Origin of the sequence: Streptomyces sp. CC0208, assembly GCF_003443735.1 — a bacterium.
Lineage (GTDB): Bacteria > Actinomycetota > Actinomycetes > Streptomycetales > Streptomycetaceae > Streptomyces > Streptomyces sviceus.
Window position 1 is genome coordinate 7,091,448 of record NZ_CP031969.1, and the last position, 18,630, is coordinate 7,110,077.

The 18,630-nt window shown below is 71.5% G+C and carries 16 protein-coding genes and 2 pseudogenes; 11 read left to right on the top strand and 7 right to left on the bottom strand.

The annotated features are described in order from the left end of the window. Window positions 1-9 precede the first annotated feature (9 nt). The 5 genes and pseudogenes from D1369_RS32565 (at window position 10) to D1369_RS32585 (ending at window position 5,839) form a co-directional block, all read left to right on the top strand. Entirely contained in the window at window positions 10-1,341 is a 1,332-nt protein-coding gene (locus tag D1369_RS32565; RefSeq protein ID WP_118082760.1) for an ABC transporter ATP-binding protein, read from the top strand. 152 nt (window positions 1,342-1,493) lie between these two features. Beyond that, a pseudogene (locus D1369_RS32570) lies at window positions 1,494-1,781 on the top strand (DUF3574 domain-containing protein); the annotation flags it as partial. Window positions 1,782-1,902: 121 nt separating this feature from the next. Further along, window positions 1,903-3,291: an aldehyde dehydrogenase family protein gene (locus D1369_RS32575; protein ID WP_007380942.1), complete on the top strand. Its 1,389-nt coding sequence runs from the start codon at window positions 1,903-1,905 to the stop codon at window positions 3,289-3,291. 11 nt (window positions 3,292-3,302) lie between these two features. Next, entirely contained in the window at window positions 3,303-4,382 is a 1,080-nt protein-coding gene (locus D1369_RS32580; RefSeq protein WP_118082761.1) for a Zn-dependent alcohol dehydrogenase, read from the top strand. A 128-nt stretch (window positions 4,383-4,510) separates the two neighbouring features. After that, window positions 4,511-5,839 (top strand): MFS transporter, encoded by a 1,329-nt coding sequence (locus tag D1369_RS32585; RefSeq protein ID WP_007380941.1) that lies wholly within the window; start codon window positions 4,511-4,513, stop codon window positions 5,837-5,839. Here the strand turns inward: D1369_RS32585 and D1369_RS32590 are convergent. The 3 genes from D1369_RS32590 to D1369_RS32600 all read right to left on the bottom strand — a co-directional run bounded on the left by D1369_RS32590 (window position 5,825) and on the right by D1369_RS32600 (window position 8,245). After that, window positions 5,825-6,763: a DMT family transporter gene (locus D1369_RS32590; RefSeq protein WP_037899420.1), complete on the bottom strand. Its 939-nt coding sequence runs from the start codon at window positions 6,761-6,763 to the stop codon at window positions 5,825-5,827. The two genes, D1369_RS32585 and D1369_RS32590, sit on opposite strands and share 15 nt — an antisense overlap. 79 nt (window positions 6,764-6,842) lie before the next feature. Further along, the gene (locus D1369_RS32595; RefSeq protein WP_007380939.1) at window positions 6,843-7,568 is read right to left on the bottom strand and encodes a winged helix-turn-helix domain-containing protein; all 726 of its coding nucleotides are present in this window, start codon (window positions 7,566-7,568) and stop codon (window positions 6,843-6,845) included. A gap of 35 nt (window positions 7,569-7,603) precedes the next feature. Then, window positions 7,604-8,245: a TetR/AcrR family transcriptional regulator gene (locus D1369_RS32600; protein WP_007380938.1), complete on the bottom strand. Its 642-nt coding sequence runs from the start codon at window positions 8,243-8,245 to the stop codon at window positions 7,604-7,606. Between the two features lie 76 nt (window positions 8,246-8,321). On the opposite strand from D1369_RS32600, the gene D1369_RS32605 reads away from it, so the two are divergent. The 3 genes from D1369_RS32605 (at window position 8,322) to D1369_RS32615 (ending at window position 10,873) form a co-directional block, all read left to right on the top strand. Then, entirely contained in the window at window positions 8,322-9,476 is a 1,155-nt protein-coding gene (locus D1369_RS32605; RefSeq protein ID WP_007380937.1) for an acyl-CoA dehydrogenase family protein, read from the top strand. A 58-nt stretch (window positions 9,477-9,534) separates the two neighbouring features. Continuing rightward, window positions 9,535-9,822 carry a YiaA/YiaB family inner membrane protein gene (locus tag D1369_RS32610; protein WP_037899417.1) on the top strand — a complete coding sequence of 96 codons (288 nt, stop codon included), beginning with the start codon at window positions 9,535-9,537 and terminating at the stop codon, window positions 9,820-9,822. 424 nt (window positions 9,823-10,246) lie between these two features. After that, window positions 10,247-10,873 (top strand): TetR/AcrR family transcriptional regulator, encoded by a 627-nt coding sequence (locus D1369_RS32615; RefSeq protein WP_007380935.1) that lies wholly within the window; start codon window positions 10,247-10,249, stop codon window positions 10,871-10,873. 4 nt (window positions 10,874-10,877) lie between these two features. Here D1369_RS32615 and D1369_RS32620 read toward each other — a convergent pair whose 3' ends face one another. After that, on the bottom strand, window positions 10,878-11,339 hold the full coding sequence (locus tag D1369_RS32620) for a MaoC family dehydratase (protein ID WP_007380934.1): 462 nt from the start codon (window positions 11,337-11,339) through the stop codon (window positions 10,878-10,880). 107 nt (window positions 11,340-11,446) lie between these two features. Here D1369_RS32620 and soxR point away from each other — a divergent pair, with 107 nt between their 5' ends. Together soxR and D1369_RS32630 are read left to right on the top strand one after the other, a co-directional pair. Further along, window positions 11,447-11,968: a redox-sensitive transcriptional activator SoxR gene (soxR, locus tag D1369_RS32625; RefSeq protein ID WP_007380933.1), complete on the top strand. Its 522-nt coding sequence runs from the start codon at window positions 11,447-11,449 to the stop codon at window positions 11,966-11,968. Between the two features lie 120 nt (window positions 11,969-12,088). After that, the gene (locus D1369_RS32630) at window positions 12,089-12,823 is read left to right on the top strand and encodes a hypothetical protein (protein ID WP_037899415.1); all 735 of its coding nucleotides are present in this window, start codon (window positions 12,089-12,091) and stop codon (window positions 12,821-12,823) included. Here the strand turns inward: D1369_RS32630 and D1369_RS32635 are convergent. Together D1369_RS32635 and D1369_RS32640 are read right to left on the bottom strand one after the other, a co-directional pair. Continuing rightward, complete coding sequence (locus tag D1369_RS32635) at window positions 12,769-13,491, bottom strand: 3-keto-5-aminohexanoate cleavage protein (protein WP_118082762.1); 723 nt, start codon at window positions 13,489-13,491, stop codon at window positions 12,769-12,771. The genes D1369_RS32630 and D1369_RS32635 overlap by 55 nt on opposite strands. Window positions 13,492-13,580: 89 nt before the next feature. Next, window positions 13,581-14,183, bottom strand: a complete 603-nt coding sequence (locus tag D1369_RS32640) for a hypothetical protein (RefSeq protein WP_118082763.1) — start codon at window positions 14,181-14,183, stop codon at window positions 13,581-13,583. Between the two features lie 235 nt (window positions 14,184-14,418). Here D1369_RS32640 and D1369_RS32645 point away from each other — a divergent pair, with 235 nt between their 5' ends. After that, window positions 14,419-17,205: a penicillin acylase family protein gene (locus tag D1369_RS32645; RefSeq protein WP_007380928.1), complete on the top strand. Its 2,787-nt coding sequence runs from the start codon at window positions 14,419-14,421 to the stop codon at window positions 17,203-17,205. Window positions 17,206-17,251: 46 nt separating this feature from the next. Here the strand turns inward: D1369_RS32645 and D1369_RS32650 are convergent. After that, a pseudogene (locus tag D1369_RS32650) lies at window positions 17,252-18,566 on the bottom strand (serine-threonine protein kinase). Window positions 18,567-18,630: the final 64 nt, after the last annotated feature.

Here is an 18,630-nt window from a genome sequence, read left to right on the forward strand (position 1 = left end):
GGCACCCTCATGACACGCGCCATATCTCTGCACCACGTGAGCAAGACCTACACCCGGGGCGTACGGGTGGTGGACCGGCTCTCGCTGGACATCGTGCCCGGCGAGTTCCTCGTCCTGCTCGGCCCCTCCGGCTGCGGAAAATCCACCGTGCTCAGGATGATCGCCGGGCTGGAGGAGATCACCGAGGGCGAGCTCAGGCTCGACGGCGAGTACGCCAACGACCTGCTCCCCGCCGAGCGGCGGATGGCGATGGTGTTCCAGAACTTCGCCCTCTACCCGAACATGACCAGCCGGGGGAACATCGGCTTCCCGCTGCGCATCGAGGCCCCCGGCGAGGACCCCCGGGCCCGCGTGGACGCCACCGCCCGCATGCTGGGCATCGAGGACCTCCTCGACCGCTACCCGGCCCAGCTCTCCGGCGGCGAACGCCAGCGCGTGGCGATGGGCCGGGCCATCGCCCGCCACCCCACCGCCTTCCTCATGGACGAGCCGCTGTCCAACCTCGACGCCAAGCTCCGCAACCACCTGCGCGCCGAAATAGCCGGACTCACCCGGGAGTTGGGCGTCACCACGGTCTACGTCACCCACGACCAGGCCGAGGCCATGTCGCTCGGCGACCGGGTGGCCGTCCTGCGCGGCGGAGTCCTCCAGCAGGTCGGCAGCCCGCGCTCGGTGTACGCGCTGCCCCGCAACGTCTTCGTCGCCGCCTTCATCGGCACCCCGCGCATCAACCTGCTGCGCGGGGTGGTCCGGGCCCCGCTGGACGGCGCGATGACCATCAGCCTCGGCAAGCAGTACCTACGGCTGCCCGAACCCCTCTCCCTGGACCACCAGTTGCTCCGCGTCCAGCAGGGCCGCGAGGTCATCGTGGGCCTGCGCTCGGAGGCGATCCGCATCGCCAGACGGACCTCCGCCCGCCCCGGCGAGATGCCGATCACCGGCCTGGTGGAGCACGTGGAGTTCCAGGGCCACGAGGTCCTCGTCCACTTCGACACCGGCTCCAGTCCCGCCCTGGTCCCCGACCTGGAGGCCCCGCGCCCGGCCACGCGCCCGCCCCGGCGCCGCCGCCGCGACGGCACGGTCCTGGACCGCCTGAGAGAGCGGGCGGTCTCCCTGCGCGCCGGTCCCGTCGTGGTGCTGGAGGACCCGCCGGACCCCGAACCCCCCGCGGTCGACCCCCGTCTGCCCGGCGACCTCGTCGTCCGCACCACCCCGGACTTCGACCTCCGCCGCGGCATGCAGGTCCCCCTCCTCGTCGACATCTCCCACCTCTTCGTCTTCGACCAGCACGGAGAACGCATCTGCCCGTCCCCGGACCACCTTCCGGACCTGGACGAGTGAGGGTCCGGGTGAGGGGGAGGGTGCGGCTCGGCGTTGGGTTCACGGCCGTCCCTCCCCGGCACGCCTTCGACCTGGTGGAGTGACCCGAGGGCACGGAAGCCGGGCCTGGCGGGAAGGTCCCGCTAGGTAGGGGCGCATCTCGCCGCCGCACCACCGCCTACGCCACCCTCGCCGAGGCCGGCTCCCCGGTGCCGGAACGCGGGGCGCCGTACGTCGGGACCCAGCCGTTCTTCGGCACCGAGCGGCCTGGCGGTGGACCGGCCATCACCGGCCAGCAGTTCAGGGCCTTCGTCGCCAAGGAGGTCACGCCCGGGTTCCCGGACGGTCTGACCGTGCAGTCCGGGCGCGGGCAGTGGCGCGACGTGAGCGGGAGGATCGAGAAGACGTTCGGGCAGGAGGCGGTGGCGCGGGTGGACGAGCGGGCCCGGGTCGACTTCTGATGGCCGTGGCCGGTCCGGTCCCCGCCGAGGTGTGGCCGGCCCGCCCTGGCGCGAAAAAACTATCGTCGCTAGTTTATGAGCCGGACGACAACACGGCACGGCCAGCCCGGGAGGACGCACCATGAAGGCGCACGACGGCATGTACATCGAGGGCGAGTGGCGCCCGGCCAGCGGCCCGGACGTGATCGAGGTCGTGAACCCGGCCGACGAGCAGGTCATCGCGCGGGTCCCGGCCGGCACCGCCGAGGACGTCGACCTCGCCGTACGGGCCGCCCGCGCCGCGCTCCCGGCCTGGGCCGCGACCGCTCCGGCCGAGCGGTCCGCCCGCCTGGCGGCCTTGAGGGACGTCCTCGCCGCCCGCAAGGACGAGATCGCCGAGACGGTCACCGCCGAGCTCGGCTCGCCGCTGAAGTTCTCGCAGAACGTCCACGCCGCCGTCCCCGTCGCGGTCGCCGCCTCCTACGCCGAGCTCGCCGCGACGCACCCCTTCGAGGAGAAGGTCGGCAACTCCACCGTCCACCAGGAGCCGATCGGCGTGGTCGCCGCGATCACGCCCTGGAACTACCCGCTCCACCAGATCGTCGCCAAGGTCGCCCCGGCCCTCGCCGCGGGCTGCACGGTCGTCCTCAAGCCCGCCGAGGACACCCCGCTGGTCGCCCAGCTCTTCGCCGAGGCGATCCACGAGGCCGGCGTACCGGCCGGTGTCTTCAACCTGGTCACCGGCCTCGGCCCGGTCGCGGGGCAGGCCCTGGTCGAGCACCCGGATGTTGACCTGGTCTCCTTCACCGGTTCCACCGCGGTCGGCCGGCAGATCGGCGCGAGTGCCGGTGCCGCGCTGAAGAAGGTCGCCCTGGAGCTCGGCGGCAAGTCCGCCAACGTCATCCTGCCGAGCGCCGACCTCGCCAAGGCGGTCAACGTCGGCGTCGCCAACGTGATGTCCAACTCCGGCCAGACGTGCAGCGCCTGGACCCGGATGCTGGTGCACACGGCCCAGTACGACGAGGCCGTCGAGCTCGCCGCCGCGGCCGCCGCGAAGTACGGCGAGCGCATCGGACCCGTCGTCAGCGCCAAGCAGCAGGCGCGGGTGCGGGGTTACATCGAGAAGGGCCTGGCGGAGGGGGCCAGGCTGGTCGCCGGAGGCCCCGAATCCCCGCGCGAGCGGGGCTACTTCGTCGCCCCGACCGTCTTCGCCGACGTCACCCCCGACATGACCGTCGCGCAGGAGGAGATCTTCGGTCCTGTCCTGTCCGTCCTGCGGTACGAGGACGAGGAGGACGCCCTGCGCATCGCCAACGGCACGGTCTACGGCCTCGCGGGCGCCGTCTGGGCCGGCGAGGAGGCGGAGGCGGTGGCCTTCGCGCGCCGGATGGACACCGGGCAGGTCGACATCAACGGCGGCCGCTTCAACCCCCTTGCCCCGTTCGGCGGTTACAAGCAGTCCGGCGTGGGCCGCGAGCTCGGCTCGCACGGTCTCGCCGAGTACCTCCAGACCAAGTCCCTCCAGTTCTGAGGAGCCTTCCCGTGGTTCGTGCCGCCGTCCTTCCCGCCGTGGGCGCTCCCCTGGAGGTCATCGACATCGACCTCCCGGAGCCCGGCCCCGGCCAGGTCCGGGTGCGTCTCGCCGCCGCCGGGGTCTGCCACTCCGACCTGTCCCTGTCCAACGGCACCATGCGCGTCCCCGTCCCGGCCGTCCTCGGCCACGAGGGCGCGGGCACGGTCGTCGCCGTGGGGGAGGGCGTCACCGGGGTGGCGCCAGGCGCTGGAGTCGTCCTCAACTGGGCTCCCTCCTGCGGCAGTTGCCACGCCTGCTCACTCGGCGAGGTCTGGCTGTGCGCCAACGCCCTGAACGGCGCCGCCGACGTCTACGCCCGCACCGCGGACGGCACCGACCTCCACCCCGGCCTGAACGTCGCCGCGTTCGCCGAGGAGACGGTCGTCTCCGAGTCCTGCCTCCTGCCCCTCCCCGACGGCATCCCGCTCACCGACGCCGCCCTGCTGGGCTGCGCGGTCCTCACCGGCTACGGCGCCGTCCACCACGCGGCACGCGTCCGGGAGGGCGAGACGGTCGCGGTGTACGGCGTCGGAGGCGTGGGCCTTGCCGCGCTCCAGGCGGCCCGGATCGCGGGCGCCTCGCGGATCGTCGCCGTCGACGTCTCCCCGGAGAAGGAGGAGTTGGCGCGCGCCGCCGGGGCCACCGACTACGTGATCGCCTCCGACACCACCGCCCGCGAGATCAGGGGCCTGACCGGCAAGCAGGGCGTCGACGTCGCCGTGGAGTGCGTGGGCCGCGCGTCGACCATCCGTACGGCCTGGGACTCCACCCGCCGCGGCGGCCGTACGACCGTCGTCGGCATCGGCGGCAAGGACCAGCAGGTCACCTTCAACGCCCTGGAGATCTTCCACTGGGGCCGTACCCTCGCGGGCTGCGTCTACGGCAACTCCAACCCCGCCGAGGACCTGCCCGTGCTCGCCGCGCACGTCCGGGCGGGCCGCCTGGACCTCGGCTCCCTGGTGACGGAACGGATCGCGCTGGACGGCATCCCGGCGGCGTTCGACAACATGCTGGCGGGCAAGGGCGGCAGGGCGCTGGTGGTGTTCTGACCGACGGTTGCCCGGAGTCCCGCCTCAGGTGCTCCGGGCAACCTTCCCGCACAACCGTTGACCCCATACCGTCCGGTCAGTATGTTCAGCCGCCAACGTCCCCACGCACCCACCGGAGTGTGCACCGCATGGACACGGCCCCTACCGCTCATCCCGCTTCCGTCAGCGCGCCGGCGTCTCCCCACCGCCGTCGCGTCGCCACCGCGGCCGCCCTCGCCTCCGCCGTCGAGTGGTACGACTACTTCGTCTTCGGCATAGCCGCCGCCCTCGTCCTCGGCGATCTGTACTTCCCCGCGGGCAGCTCGTCCGCCGGCGTCCTCGCCGCCTTCGCCACCTTCGCCGTCGGCTTCCTGGCCCGCCCGATCGGCGGCATCGTCGCCGGCCAGATCGGCGACAAGCGCGGCCGCAAGCCCATGCTGGTGCTCGCCCTCACGCTCATGGGCCTCGCCACCACCGGCATCGGCCTGCTGCCGACGTACGACACGATCGGCGTCGCGGCCCCGATCCTGCTCGTCCTCCTCCGCGTCGTACAGGGCGTCGCGGTCGGCGCGCAGTGGGGCGGCGCGATGCTGCTGGCCACCGAGTACGCCCCCGAGGGCAAGCGCGGCCTCTACGGCAGTGTCGTCCAACTCGGCGTCCCCATCGGCGTGGTGACGGCCAACACGGTCTTCCTGCTGGCCGGGGCGTTCACCACGGACACCGCTTTCGCGGCCTGGGGCTGGCGCATCCCGTTCCTCATCGGCCTGTTCGTCCTCGTGCTCGCCTGGTACATCCACGCCAAGGTCGAGGAGACCCCCGAATTCCGCCAGGCGGAGCGGGAGTTGGCCGAGCAGGAGAAGACCGAGCAGAACTCCCCGCTGCGCACGGTCCTCCGGCACCACCTCGGCACGGTCCTGCTCGCGGGCGGCTCCTTCGCCGTGAACACCGCGACCTTCTACATCCTGATCACCGGCGTCCTCGACTACACCACCCGCGAACTCGGCATGAAACGCAGTGCCGTTCTCACCGTCTCGCTCTGCATCAGCCTCACCCAGCTGGTGCTGATCCCGGCCGCAGCCGCCCTCTCCGACCGCCTCGGCCGCATCAGGATCTACGCCCTCGGCGCGGTCGGCATCGCCCTGTGGGCCGTACCGATGTTCCTGCTGATCGACACCGGGTCGCTGCTGTGGCTGGCGGTCGCCACCTTCGTCGCCGGATGCTTCCTGAGCATCATGTACGGCCCTCAAGCCGCCCTGTTCGCCGAGCTGTTCACGCCCGAGATGCGGTACACCGGCGCCTCCCTCGGCTACCAGATCGCCGCCGTGCTCGGCGGTGGGCTCGCGCCCTTCCTGATGGTGCTGCTGCTGGAGGCCACCGGGACCTCGATGGCGGTCTCCGGGTACATCATCGTGCTCTCGGTGATCGCACTGCTCTGCATCAAGGTGCTTGCGGACAGGGCGCGTTCACGTGGAGTCTGAGGTCTTCTCGGGCCGCGGCTCCGGTGCATTCACCGGGGCCGCGGCCGTCTGCCCGGCACGTGAGCGGGACACCGCCACGCCCGCCAGGCACAGCGCGCCGCCCGCGAGGGTGAGCAGCCCCGGGACCTCGCCGAGGGCCAGCCACGACATCAGGACGACCAGGGCGGGAACGGCGTAGGTGGTCGCGCCCATGCGGCTGGCGGTCGTACGGGCGAGGGCGTAGGCCCAGGTGGTGAAGGCCAGAGCGGTCGGGAACACGCCCAGGTAGACCATGTTGAGGGTCGCCGAGGCGGGGGCGTCGGCCACCTCCGACACCAGTTGGCCGGCGAACGGCAGGCAGACGACGGCGCCCACCAGACAGCCGAACGTCGTCGCCTGCAGCGGGGTCGCCGAGCCCAGGACCGGCTTCTGGGCGACGACTCCGCCGGCGTAGGCGATCGCCGCGAGCAGGCAGAGGACCACGCCGAGCACCGAGGAGCCGCCGTTGTCCGACATCGACAGGCCCACGGTGACCGCGCCCGCGAAGGACACCGCCATTCCCGCCAACAGGCGGGGCGGCATCGCGTCCTTGAGGAGACGGGCGCCGAGCAGGGCGATCAGGATCGGGCCGATGTTCACGACCAGCGCCGCGGTGCCCGCGTCCACCTGCTGTTCGCCCCAGTTCAGGACGACCATGTAGAAGCCGAACCAGAGGACGCCGGAGATCGCGATGCCGCGCCACGCGGAGCGCGGGGGGAGTCCTTCCCGGCGTATCAGGCAGATCGCGGCGAGGGCGAGGGCACCGGACAGGAGGCGGCCGAGGGCGAGCGCGCCGGGTGAGTAGGCCCCGCCCGCGCTGCGGATGGAGACGAAGGCCGAGGCCCAGAGGACGACGGTGACGGTGGCTGCGCCGGCCGCGAGGAGTTCGGTGCGGCGGAGGTTCATCATGCTCCTGAGGTTAGGGAAGGCGGAGTGCGGAAGCCCGCGGATTTCGGACGTGTGTGCGGCCGTCCGCGGGGCGTGTTCAGCGCAAGGTCGATCCGTCGATGCCCAGGAGCTCCGACAGGGCTTGTTCGCCCGTCCCCGTCACCTTCACGGCCCGCTCCGAACCGATGCGTACGCACCAGCCCTCGGCGAGGGCGTGGCGGCACAGGGCTGCCCCCGCGACCCCCGCCAGGTGCGGGCGGCGTTCCGTCCAGTCGAGGCAGCCCCGGGCCAGGGGGCGGCGGCCCTTGCGGTCGAACGGGATGCCCACGTCCTCGAACCAGGCCAGGCCCGCGTCCGTGAGGGCGAAACCCGTGTCCTGGCGCAGCAGGTGACGTGACGTCAGGGCGTCGGTCAGGGCAATGCCAAGGCGGCCCGCGAAGTGGTCGTAGCAGGTGCGGCCCCGGGCCATGGCCGAGTCGGCGCTCGACTCCCGCAGGTTGCGCGGGCGCGGGACCGCGTCCGGGTCGGGGGAGACCTGTGCCGCAAGGTCCTCCACCAGGTGGGCCACCCTCGCGTCGGCCAGCCGCACGTACCGGTGGCGGCCCTGGCGCTCCTGCGTCAGCAGACCGCCCGCGACCAGTTTGCCCAGGTGCTCGCTCAGGGTGGACGCGGCGACCCCCGCGTGGCGGGCCAGCTCGCCCGCGGTCCAGGCCCGGCCGTCGAGCAGGGCCAGGAGACAGGCGGCCCGGGTCTCGTCGGCGATCAGGGCGGCGAGCCTCGCCAGCCGGGGTGCCTGCGGGTCCTTGGTCATGCCTTCCAGCATGGGGCAGCAACGCTTCGGCGCCCACCGAAACATCGCTACCCGGCGCCTGTGACCTGCTCGTACTGCTGCGCGAGACCGTCCAGCAGAGCCCTGAGTCCGGTCTCGAAAGCCCGCTCGTCGATCTTCTCCTGCTGCTCGGCGAGCAGGTGCGCCTGGCCGAGGTGGGGATAGTCCGCGGGGTCGTACGCGCTCGCGTCGTCCACGAAGCCCCCGGCGAACGAACCGAGCGCGGAGCCCATGATGAAGTACCGCATCAGCGCGCCGATGGACGTGGCCTGCGCCGGCGGCCAGCCCGCGTCGACCATCGCGCCGTAGACCGCGTCGGCCAGGCGCAGCCCGGCGGGGCGGCGGCCGGGGCCGCGGGCCAGGACCGGGACGATGTTGGGGTGGTCGCGCAGGGCGGCGCGGTAGGAGACGGCCCAGTCGTGCAGGGCGGTCCGCCAGGCCCGGCCGTCCTCGAACATCGACAGGTCGACCTGGGCGCTCACCGAGTCGGCGACCGCCTCCAGGATCTCGTCCTTCGTCCGGAAGTGGTTGTAGAGGGACGGGCCGCTGACCCCGAGTTCCGCCGCCAGCCGGCGCGTGGACAGGGCCGCGAGGCCCTCCGCGTCCACGAGCGCGCGTGCCGTCTCGACGATCCGGTCGGTGCTGAGGAGGGGCTTGCGCGGTCGGGCCATGGCGCACATAGTAGGGCTGTGGAATGGAAACTAGCAGTGCTAATTTAATGGCGCCGCTCTCAAGTGAGGTGAACTCGTGGTCGACCTGGGGTTGAGTGAGGAGCAGGCAGCCGTCCGGCGGCTGGCGCGGGAGTTCGTGGACCGTGAGATCGCCCCCCACGTCATCGCCTGGGACCGCGCCGAGGAGGTCGACCGGTCCCTCGTCAAGAAGCTCGGCGAGGTCGGCTTCCTCGGGCTGACGATCGACGAGGAGTACGGCGGCTCGGGCGGCGACCATCTCGCGTACTGCCTGGTCACCGAGGAGCTGGGGCGCGGGGACTCGTCCGTGCGCGGGATCGTGTCCGTCTCGTTGGGGCTCGTCGCCAAGACGGTCGCCGCGTGGGGGACCGAGGAGCAGAAGCGGCACTGGCTTCCCGGGCTCACCTCCGGCGAGTACGTCGGCTGCTTCGGCCTCACCGAGCCCGGTACCGGCTCCGACGCGGGCAACCTCGCCACGCGCGCGGTGCGGGACGGCGACGACTACGTCATCGACGGCACCAAGATGTTCATCACGAACGGCACGTGGGCCGACGTGGTGCTGCTGTTCGCCCGGTCGACGGACGCTCCCGGCCACAAAGGCGTCTCCGCCTTCCTCGTACCGACGGACACCCCCGGCCTCACCCGCCGCACGATCCACGGCAAACTCGGGCTGCGCGGCCAGGCGACCGCCGAACTGGTCCTTGAGGGGGTCCGGGTGCCCGCCTCCGCGATGGTCGGCGAGGAGGGCAAGGGGTTCTCCGTCGCCATGTCCGCGCTGGCCAAGGGGCGGATGTCGGTGGCGGCGGGGTGTGTCGGCATAGCCCAGGCCGCCCTGGACGCGGCTCTCCGGTACGCGGGCGAGCGTGAGCAGTTCGGCAAGCCGATCGCCGGCCACCAGCTGGTCCAGGAGCTGATCAGCGACATCGCCGTCGACGTGGACGCGGCCCGGCTGCTGACCTGGCGGGTGGCCGACCTGATCGACCGCGGCGAGCCCTTCGCGGTCGAGTCCTCCAAGGCCAAGCTGTTCGCCTCGGAAGCGGCCGTGCGTGCCGCGAACAACGCGTTGCAGGTGTTCGGCGGGTACGGCTACATCGACGAGTACCCGGCGGGCAAACTGCTGCGCGACGCCCGGGTGATGACCCTCTACGAGGGCACGAGCCAGATCCAGAAGCTGGTGATCGGGCGGGCGTTGACGGGGGTCTCGGCGTTCTGAGTACCGTCTGAGTACCTGAGCGGATGTGGCCGTGCCACTCGTGGCAGAGACTCTGGCCATGAGTGACACACCGGTCAAGCAGCAGAACACGGGCGCCTTCTACGGCCAGGCCGTCGCCTCCTTCGCCGTGGCCATGGCCGCCACGGCCGCGGGCATCTTCCGACTGAACGCCGACGCCTGGGTGCGCGGCTTCCTCGCGATCGCCGTCCTGTACCTCGTCACATCCGCCTTCACCCTCGCCAAGGTCATCCGCGACCGCCAGGAGGCGGGCCAGATCGTCAGCCGGGTCGACCAGGCCCGCCTGGAGAAACTGCTCGCGGAGCACGACCCCTTCGAGAAGCTCTGAGCGGGTCCGCCGGGGAGGGGGTGACCTCTGGCCGGGTCCGGGCGCCCGGACCCGGTGGTCGGTGGTCACGTGCTCGATGGCGGGCGGTCGGGGGCCGGGGGCTCGGGCCGAGCGGCCGGTGTCCTGCGGCTCCTTGGGTGCCGTTCCGTCCTGCGGCCGGCGCGAGCACCGAAGGGCGGGCGCGCTGCGCCTTCTTGCGCACGGTTCCGACCCTGTGGCCGGCGCCCGCAGCAGACACTCCCTTCGGCCCAGCCTCCGGCACTCGCGGCGAACAGTTGCCCCCGGCCCCGTTCACTCCGTCCCGGCCCGCACCGAACAGCTCCCCCTCCACGCCCCCGTACGGGCGCCCCCCGAGCGGGCAGGCTAAGCGCTCGCTCAGGTTCGGCGGTATGGTGGGGGTTCTTACTGTGGAGAGGGGCGTGCGATGAGTACGGCGGAGGAGACGGCCGACGGCGAGCTGTCGGCGTGGGGTGAGGTCACGCCCGACGCGGCGCGGCGGCTGCTCGTCGCCGCGGTGGAGGCGTTCGCCGAGCGCGGCTACCACGCCACCACGACCCGGGACATCGCGGGCCGGGCCGGGATGAGCCCCGCCGCGCTCTACATCCACTACAAGACCAAGGAAGAGCTGCTCCACCGCATCAGCCGGATCGGCCACACGAAGGCGCTGGAGATCCTCCAGGTCGCCGCCCGCGGCGAGGGCACCGCGACCGAGCGGCTCGCGGACGCGGTGAGCTCCTTCGTACGCTGGCACGCGGGCGGCCGTACCACCGCCAGGGTCGTCCAGTACGAGCTGGACTCCCTCGGCCCCGACGCCCGTGCCGAAATCCTCGACCTGCGCCGCCAGTGCGACGCCGTGGTGCGCGGGATCATCGAGGACGGCGTGGCCTCCGGCGAGTTCGACGTGCTCGACGTCAAGGGCACCACGCTCGCCGTCATGTCGCTCTGCATCGACGTGGCCCGCTGGTTCAACGTCGACGGTCCCTGGACACCCGACGAGGTCGGCGCGCTCGACGCCGACCTCGTGCTGCGGATGGTGGCCGCGGCGAAGTAGCTGCTCAGAGGTAGTACCGGGACACCGACTCCGCGACGCACACCGGCTTGTCTCCGCCCTCGCGCTCCACGCTGAAGGCGACGGTGACCTGGACGCCGCCCGCCACGTCGTCGACGCCGGTGATCTGCGCGGTGGCGCGCAGCCGGGAGCCCACGGGTACCGGCGCGGGGAAACGCACCTTGTTCGTCCCGTAGTTGACGCCCATCTTCACGCCCTCCACCTTGATCAGCTGCGGTCCGAACAGCGGCAGCAGTGACAGGGTGAGATAGCCGTGCGCGATGGTGGTGCCGAAAGGCCCCGCGGCGGCCTTCTCCGGATCGACGTGGATCCACTGGTGGTCACCGGTGGCCTCCGCGAACAGGTCGATGCGCTTCTGGTCGACCTCCAGCCAGTCGGTGTACCCCAGCTGCTCGCCCACCGCCGCCTTCAGGTCGTCGGCGCCCGTGAAGATTCTCGGCTCTGCCATGTCCCGGCCTCCTTGCCGCACAATATCTAAGCGACTGCTTAGCATGGTCGGCCGGGAAGCCCCTGTCAACGGACCGCGAGGGTGAGGGCATGGGTAGGCTTCGAGGGGTGCCCCAGATTCCCGAGAAGATCCATGAACTCACGGTCGGCCAGCTCGCCGCCCGCAGCGGCGCCGCCGTCTCCGCCCTGCACTTCTACGAGTCCAAGGGCCTGATCAGCAGCCGGCGCACCACCGGCAACCAGCGCCGCTACACCCGTGACGCGCTGCGCCGGGTCGCGTTCGTGCGGGCCGCCCAACGCGTCGGCATCCCCCTGGCCACGATCCGCGACGCCCTCTCCGAACTCCCCGAGGAACGCACCCCCACCCGCGAGGACTGGGCCCACCTCTCCGAGGCCTGGCGCTCCGAACTCGACCAACGCATCCAGCAGTTGAACCGCCTCCGCGACCACCTCACCGACTGCATCGGCTGCGGCTGCCTCTCCCTGGACACCTGCGTCCTGTCCAACCCGGACGACGTCTTCGGCGACCGGCTGACCGGTTCGCGGCTGCTGGTGGAGCAGGGCGGGGCCCGGCGGAAGAACGGTCGCCGGGAACCGGAACGGCGGGAGGCGGCGGACGAGTGCTGCTGAGCCGTGCAGGAGGCCGCGGTGTCCCGGTGAAACCGCTGATGCCTCCTCCCGGTACCTGGTAGCGTCGCGATCTTCGGCCGGTGGCGACACTGCACCGGAGTCCTGACGGGTTCAACTCCCATGACCTCAACAGCCCTTGCCGCGGCCCTCGACGACATCGACAGCGTCTTCAACGGCTTCGCCAGTCCCACCGAGAGCGGCTGCGAGCGGTGTTACCTCCCCGAGGAGACGGCATACCTGCGTACGCCGTACACGCGGGTGCCCGCCGATCTGGTCCGCCGGTTCGCCTTCGAGGGTCCCGGTCACTTCGAGGATCACGCGGCGGTGATGCGCCGTCTCCTGCCGCAGACCGCGCACGCCATGGCCGACGGCAGCCTGAGGGGCATCGGCTGGTCGGAGCACGGCCTGAGCCGGGTGGACTGGTGGGCCTGGCCGCCCGAGCAGGCGGCGGCCGTCGAGGCGTTCGTGCACGCGTGGTGGGACGACACGCTCACGACGCCCGAACCGCCGTACCCCGTCCCCGACGTGTTCGAGACCTGTGCCACGATCCTGGACGACCTGACCCCGCTTCTCGACCGCTTCCGAACGCAGCCGGTCGTCGAGGCGCACGTGGTGAGTTGTACGAGGGCCTGGATGTTCGACCTGATCACCGACGACTCGCCGTTCCACTGGTGGCATCGCGGTGACGACGGCGTCCTGGTGACCGCGCTCCAGTCCTGGCTGGCGGCCCACGCGCCCGCCTGCCTCCGCGGCCAGGGCGAGCCCGACCTGGCGAAAAAGGCCGAACTCCTCGCCCTGCCCTACGACGACCGCTGGGACCACCCGAACTGGACCAGTGCCTCCGCCACCAACTGAGCGTTGGAGAGAGCAGGTTGACCCTCCGGCAGGACCAGCGTGTCCTCCAGGCCGATCCGGGTCGCGAGGCCCAGGCGGCCCGCCAGCCGCAGCACCGGCCAGGCGCCGCCGTCCTCGCCGTGCAGCAGCACAGGGCGGCCGTGCGCCGCGCCGAGCTCGGTGAGAAGCGCGCGGGCCGAGGCCTCCGCCGTCTCGGTGTCCGTCACCTCCGCGAGCACGCGCAGCACCTTCGGCCCGAGCGGAGACACCGCGAACCGGGCCGCCGCGTCCGTGCCCGACCAGATGCCCGCCTCCACACCGATCCCCAGGTCGATCAACGCGGCGGCCGTCTCCTCGGCGCCCGGCTCGTGCCAGTTCACCGAGGCGTGGTCGGGCAGCACGGTCCAGCTCCGGACACGGGCGAGGCGGGTCGTCGGGTCCGGTTCCGCCCAGGCGCCGGTGGTCACACCGACCGGGACCGACACCCGCGCACGGATCGCCTCAAGGGTCGCCGCGACCACCCGCGGCGACAGACTGTCCTGCCCACAAGGTGTCTTGGGGTGGACATGGATGTCCGTGGCGCCCGCCGCGACGGCCTCGGCCGCCGCCTGCGCCAGGGACTCGGGCGTGAGCGGCACCGCCGTACCGTCGGCGGCCCCGCGCGGGCCGTTGAGACACACCTGCACCATTCCTCGATGGTGCCAGGCGGCACCGACAGCTCACACTGTCCAACAGGGGGTGCGGCATCCCCGGCGCACCCCCGGCGCGCTCGTACGCTCTAGGCCGACATCAGCAACAGTCCGCGCCTGGCGTCCGCCAGGGCCTCGGAGGTGAGCACGGGCCGCGGCACCAGGATTCCGCAGTCCGCGCAGACCGGGCCGGTCGAGGGTTCATGGTCCAGTTCGTACTTCCAGACGAGCCGCTCCCCGTCGCACACCGGGCACACCGCGCCCGGCTCGCGCTCCAGCGCGGAGATCAGCCTACGCAGCACCTCGGCCAGTGAGTCATCGGGGTGCACCCGGGGGTCGTCGCACCATGCGACTCCGAACCCGCCCCAGGTCAGCCGGTGCCAGTCGTCCACACTGCCCGGCCTGCGCAACCCGTCGTGCTTCTCCTTCTTGCGCCGCTCGGCGAACTCGACCTCGTAGGCAAGCCAGACCGAACGGGCCTCCTCCAGTTCCTCCAGTGCGGCCACGAGCCGCGCCGGGTCGGGGGAGCGGTCCTCGGGACCGAATCCCGCCCGGGAGCACAAGTGGTCCCAGGTCGCCCTGTGCCCGTAAGGAGCGAACCGCTCAAGGCACTTGCGCAGCGAGTAGCGCCGAAGCGCCAGATCGCACCGCGGATCCCGCACCTGTCTCGCCAGACTCCGGAAACCGGCCATCGCCCTGCACCTCCGTCACACCTGCACCTGTACTTCGGTCACTTCGGCGTTGTCACCGAGCGGACTTCGCTCGGCGTTGCCGAATAGACGTATCGACAAGCGATTTGGCTCCATCCGATTTCCGATGCCCCCCATAAGCTCGAGAACCCCTGCCAAAACTTGACGCATGCTCATCTTCAATCCCGGGGATACCGGCGGTAACGTCCGGCCACACCCCCCGTCGGTTGGAGCTGCCATGCCTCGACGCGCCTCGCGCACCGCACTCGACAGACTGAGAACTCCCGGCACACTCACCGGGTTCCTGAAGTCCGCATCCATATGCGTCCTGATTGCCGGTCTTTTGTCCCCGCTCGCCCAGACCGCTTCGGCCGCCGAGGTCACAGCGGCGAACGACTACTGCGGCGGCCAGTGTTCCGACATCCTGCCGCCCGGCGAGAACGGCAACGCGACCCTCGCGCAGGTCCTCCTCAACCAGGCCTTCGGCACCCAGCCCGACCACGCCGAGGACCAGCTCGGCCCCTACGCCAACCTGGCCAAGGGGTACCCCACCCTCACCAACTCCACCATCAACACCTTCTTCAACGACGCGTCCTTCGGGGTCCCGTCCGACCAGGTCGCCTCCACCCTGAGCCCGGCCGGCCGCACCGACGTGACGATCGTCCGTGACAAGAAGACGGGCGTGCCGCACATCACCGGTACCACCCGATACGGCACCGAGTTCGGCGCGGGCTATGCGGCCGCCCAGGACCGGCTGTGGCTCATGGACGTCTTCCGGCACGTGGGCCGCGGCCAGCTGACCGCCTTCGCGGGCGGCGCCGCCTCCAACCAGGGCCTGGAGCAGCAGTTCTGGCGCAACGCGCCCTACAGCGAGGCCGACCTCCAGGCGCAGATCGACAACGCGGTCGCGGCCAACGGTGCCCGCGGCCAGCAGGCCCTCGCCGACGCCAACGCCTATCTCGCCGGCATCAACTCCTACATCGACGCCTCGGACAGCGGCCGCTACTTCCCGGGCGAGTACGTCCTGACCGGCCACAAGGACTCGGTCACCAACGCCGGCACCATCGACCACTTCAAGATCACCGACCTGGTCGCGCTGGCCTCCGTCATCGGCTCCCTGTTCGGCTCCGGGGGCGGCGGCGAGGTCAACAACGCGATCTCGCTGATGGCCGCCCAGGAGCACTACGGCGTGACGAAGGGCACCGAGGTCTGGGAGTCCTTCCGCGAGCGCAACGACCCCGAGGCCGTCCTCACCGTCCACAACGGCGAGAGCTTCCCGTACGCCAGCAAGCCCGCGAACGCGCAGGGCGAGGCGCTGCCCGACGCCGGTTCGGTGACCACCGAGCCCCTGGTCTACGACCCCACGGGCACCGGCGCCGACCAGAGCGCGAGCGCGGCCTCCGCCACGGCGACCGCGAACGCCCTCACCTCCGCCAAGCGCGGCATGTCCAACGCCCTTGTGGTGAGCGGCAAGTACACCGCCAGCGGCCACCCGGTCGCCGTCTTCGGACCGCAGACCGGCTACTTCGCCCCCCAGCTCCTCATGCTCCAGGAGATCCAGGGCCCCGGCATCAGCGCCCGCGGCGCCTCCTTCGCTGGCCTGAGCATGTACGTGGAACTCGGCCGCGGCCAGGACTACTCGTGGTCCGCCACGACCTCCGGCCAGGACATCATCGACACCTACGCCGTCGAGCTGTGCCAGGACGACTACCACTACCTCTACCACGGCACCTGCACGGCCATGGACAAGATCGAGCAGAAGAACTCCTGGGCCCCGACCACGGCCGACGGCACCGCCGCGGGGTCGTACACGATGAGGGTCTGGCGCACGAAGTACGGCCCCGTCGAGTACCGGGCGACCGTCGGCGGCAAGAAGGTGGCCTACACCACCCTGCGCTCCTCCTACCTGCACGAGGCCGACTCGATCATCGGCTTCCAGATGCTGAACGACCCGGACTACGTCAAGAGCCCACAGACCTTCCAGAGCGCGGTGCAGCACATCAACTACACCTTCAACTGGTTCTACGCCGACTCCACGCACACCGCGTACTACAACAGCGGGAACAACCCGGTGCGCGCGTCCGGCGTCGACGCCGAGTTCCCGGTGTGGGCGCAGTCGGCGTACGAGTGGAAGAACTGGAACCCGACGACGAACACCGCCGACTACACACCGGCCTCCGCGCACCCCAACTCCATCGACCAGGACTACTACATCTCCTGGAACAACAAGCAGGCCAAGGACTACACGACCGCGCCCTGGGGCGACGGGTCCGTGCACCGCGGCAACTTGCTGGAGGACCGGGTGAAGAAGCTGGTCGCCGCAGGCGGGGTCACCCGGACCTCGCTGGTGAAGGCCATGGCCGACGCGTCCCTCGCCGACCTGCGCGCGGAGGACGTCCTCCCGGACCTGCTCAAGGTGATCAACAGCTCGACGGTCACCGACTCCACGGCCGCGGCCGCGGTGAGCAAGCTCCAGGCGTGGCTGACAGCGGGCGGCAAGCGCACCGAGACCTCGGCGGGCTCGAAGAAGTACGCCGACGCCGACGCGGTCCGCATCCTGGACGCGTGGTGGCCGCTGCTGGCGAAGGGCATCTTCGAACCGGGCCTCGGCACCGGCCTGTACACCGCCATGCAGGCCAACCTGCCCGTCGACGAGTCCCCGTCGGCCGCGCACGGCCCCACCGGCGCCCACGCGGGCAGCTCCTTCCAGTACGGCTGGTGGAGCTACGTCGACAAGGACGTCCGCGCGGTGTTCGGTGAGAGCGTGCAGGGCCCGCTGGCGGACAAGTACTGCGGCGGCGGCAGCCTCAGTGCCTGCCGGGACGTCCTGATCAGCACCCTGAAGACCGCGGCCGGCAAGACCACGGCCCAGGTCTACCCCGGCGACACCCTGTGCTCGGCGGGCGACCAGTGGTGCGCCGACTCGATCGTCCAGCGCACCCTGGGCGGCATCAAGCACTACAACATCAGCTGGCAGAACCGCCCGACCTTCCAGCAGGTGGTGGAGTTCACCTCGCACCGATAGAAGTGCCAATAGAAGTACCGGCAGCTGTACGGCCGTTGGCGGCGGGTCAGTGGATACGGCCCGCCGCCAGCACCAGCCGGGCCAGCTCGCGGTGGCAGATGTCGCTGTGCGCGCCCGCGGGCGGTCCGCCGCGTCTGACGACGGCGGCCGCGTCGACGTTCACACACCCCTTCACGGGGAGCCTCGTCGCAGCCTCGGCGAGCTCCAGGAAGGCCGTACCCGGCACGGCCTGCACCCCGTCGTGCCCCATCGCACCCCACTTGGCGCCCAGCGTCCGGCCGATGTCGAAGGCCGCGACACCCCGGGCGTCACCCGCCATCCGCGAGGCCAGCGGATACAGGGTGCCCAGCGCCGAGTCATGGCGGGAGTAACAGCACACCAGCGGCCCGTCGACGCGGTTGTGCTGGCCCTGGAGCACCCCTCCCGCCCGTGCGTCGTGCGGCAGCCGGGCCGCGAACGCGTAGTGGGAGAAGGCCCCTTGGAGCAGCGTGACGGACTTGACCGTCCGCACCCCCTGGGGCAGCCCGCGCAGCGCGAACGACACCAGCCGCGCACCGAAGCTGTGTCCCACGAGGTGCACCCGCACCCCGGGCGCCGCCTGCGCGAGCTGCCCGACCACCCGGCCGAGCCCGCGCTCGCCGACCGTGCCCGCGCGCCGCTTCATCGCGTAGTACGTCCCCTGCCGCAGCAGTTCGTGCGCCCCGTCCCACGGGTTGGGAATCGTGAACTCCCGCGCCTCGCCGGGTGATTCGAGATGGGTGAGGGCCTGCGCGAACTCCTCGCACACCTCCGCCGCCGACCCGGCGAAGATTCTCCGGCTCGTCCTGCGGCACCCCCTCCGCCAGCGTGTCCGCCCCGAACAGCGCCTGCGGCCCCGGCGGCACGACCTCCACCAGCATCCGCACCAGCCGCCCGAACTCCTCCAACTCGGCTTCCTCACGCGGCTGCTGGTCCAGCAACCGGGCCAACCGGTCGATCACGGTGGCCCGGCCAGGGAAGGCCTCGAGCAGCGCGTGCCGGGTGTCCTTGTCGAGCACCGGACGCGGCGGCAGCTCGGCGGCCACCGCCCGCGGGAAGTCCGGGATCGGCTCGTCCGAGAACCGCATCGACGGCCATACGACCCCCACGTACCCGAGCCTCGCCGCCGGCGCGAGCTCCGGGAACGGCGCGAAGAAGTGGCCGCAGAGCCGGGTCGCCGCCGAGCGGTCGCTGTTCCAGCCGTGCGAGAGGACGACCAGGTCCCCGACCCCGCGGTCCACCACCTCCGCGAGCAGCCGGTCCCGTCGGCCGGGGTCCGGGTCCCCGTCCGCGTCGAACGTCAGCTCCCAGTACGGCGTCACGCTCATCGCCGGATCCGCCATCACCGACCACCTCGTCCCCCGTAGTGGTGCGTATCGTCCTGCTACCGGGCGAACTTGGCCATAC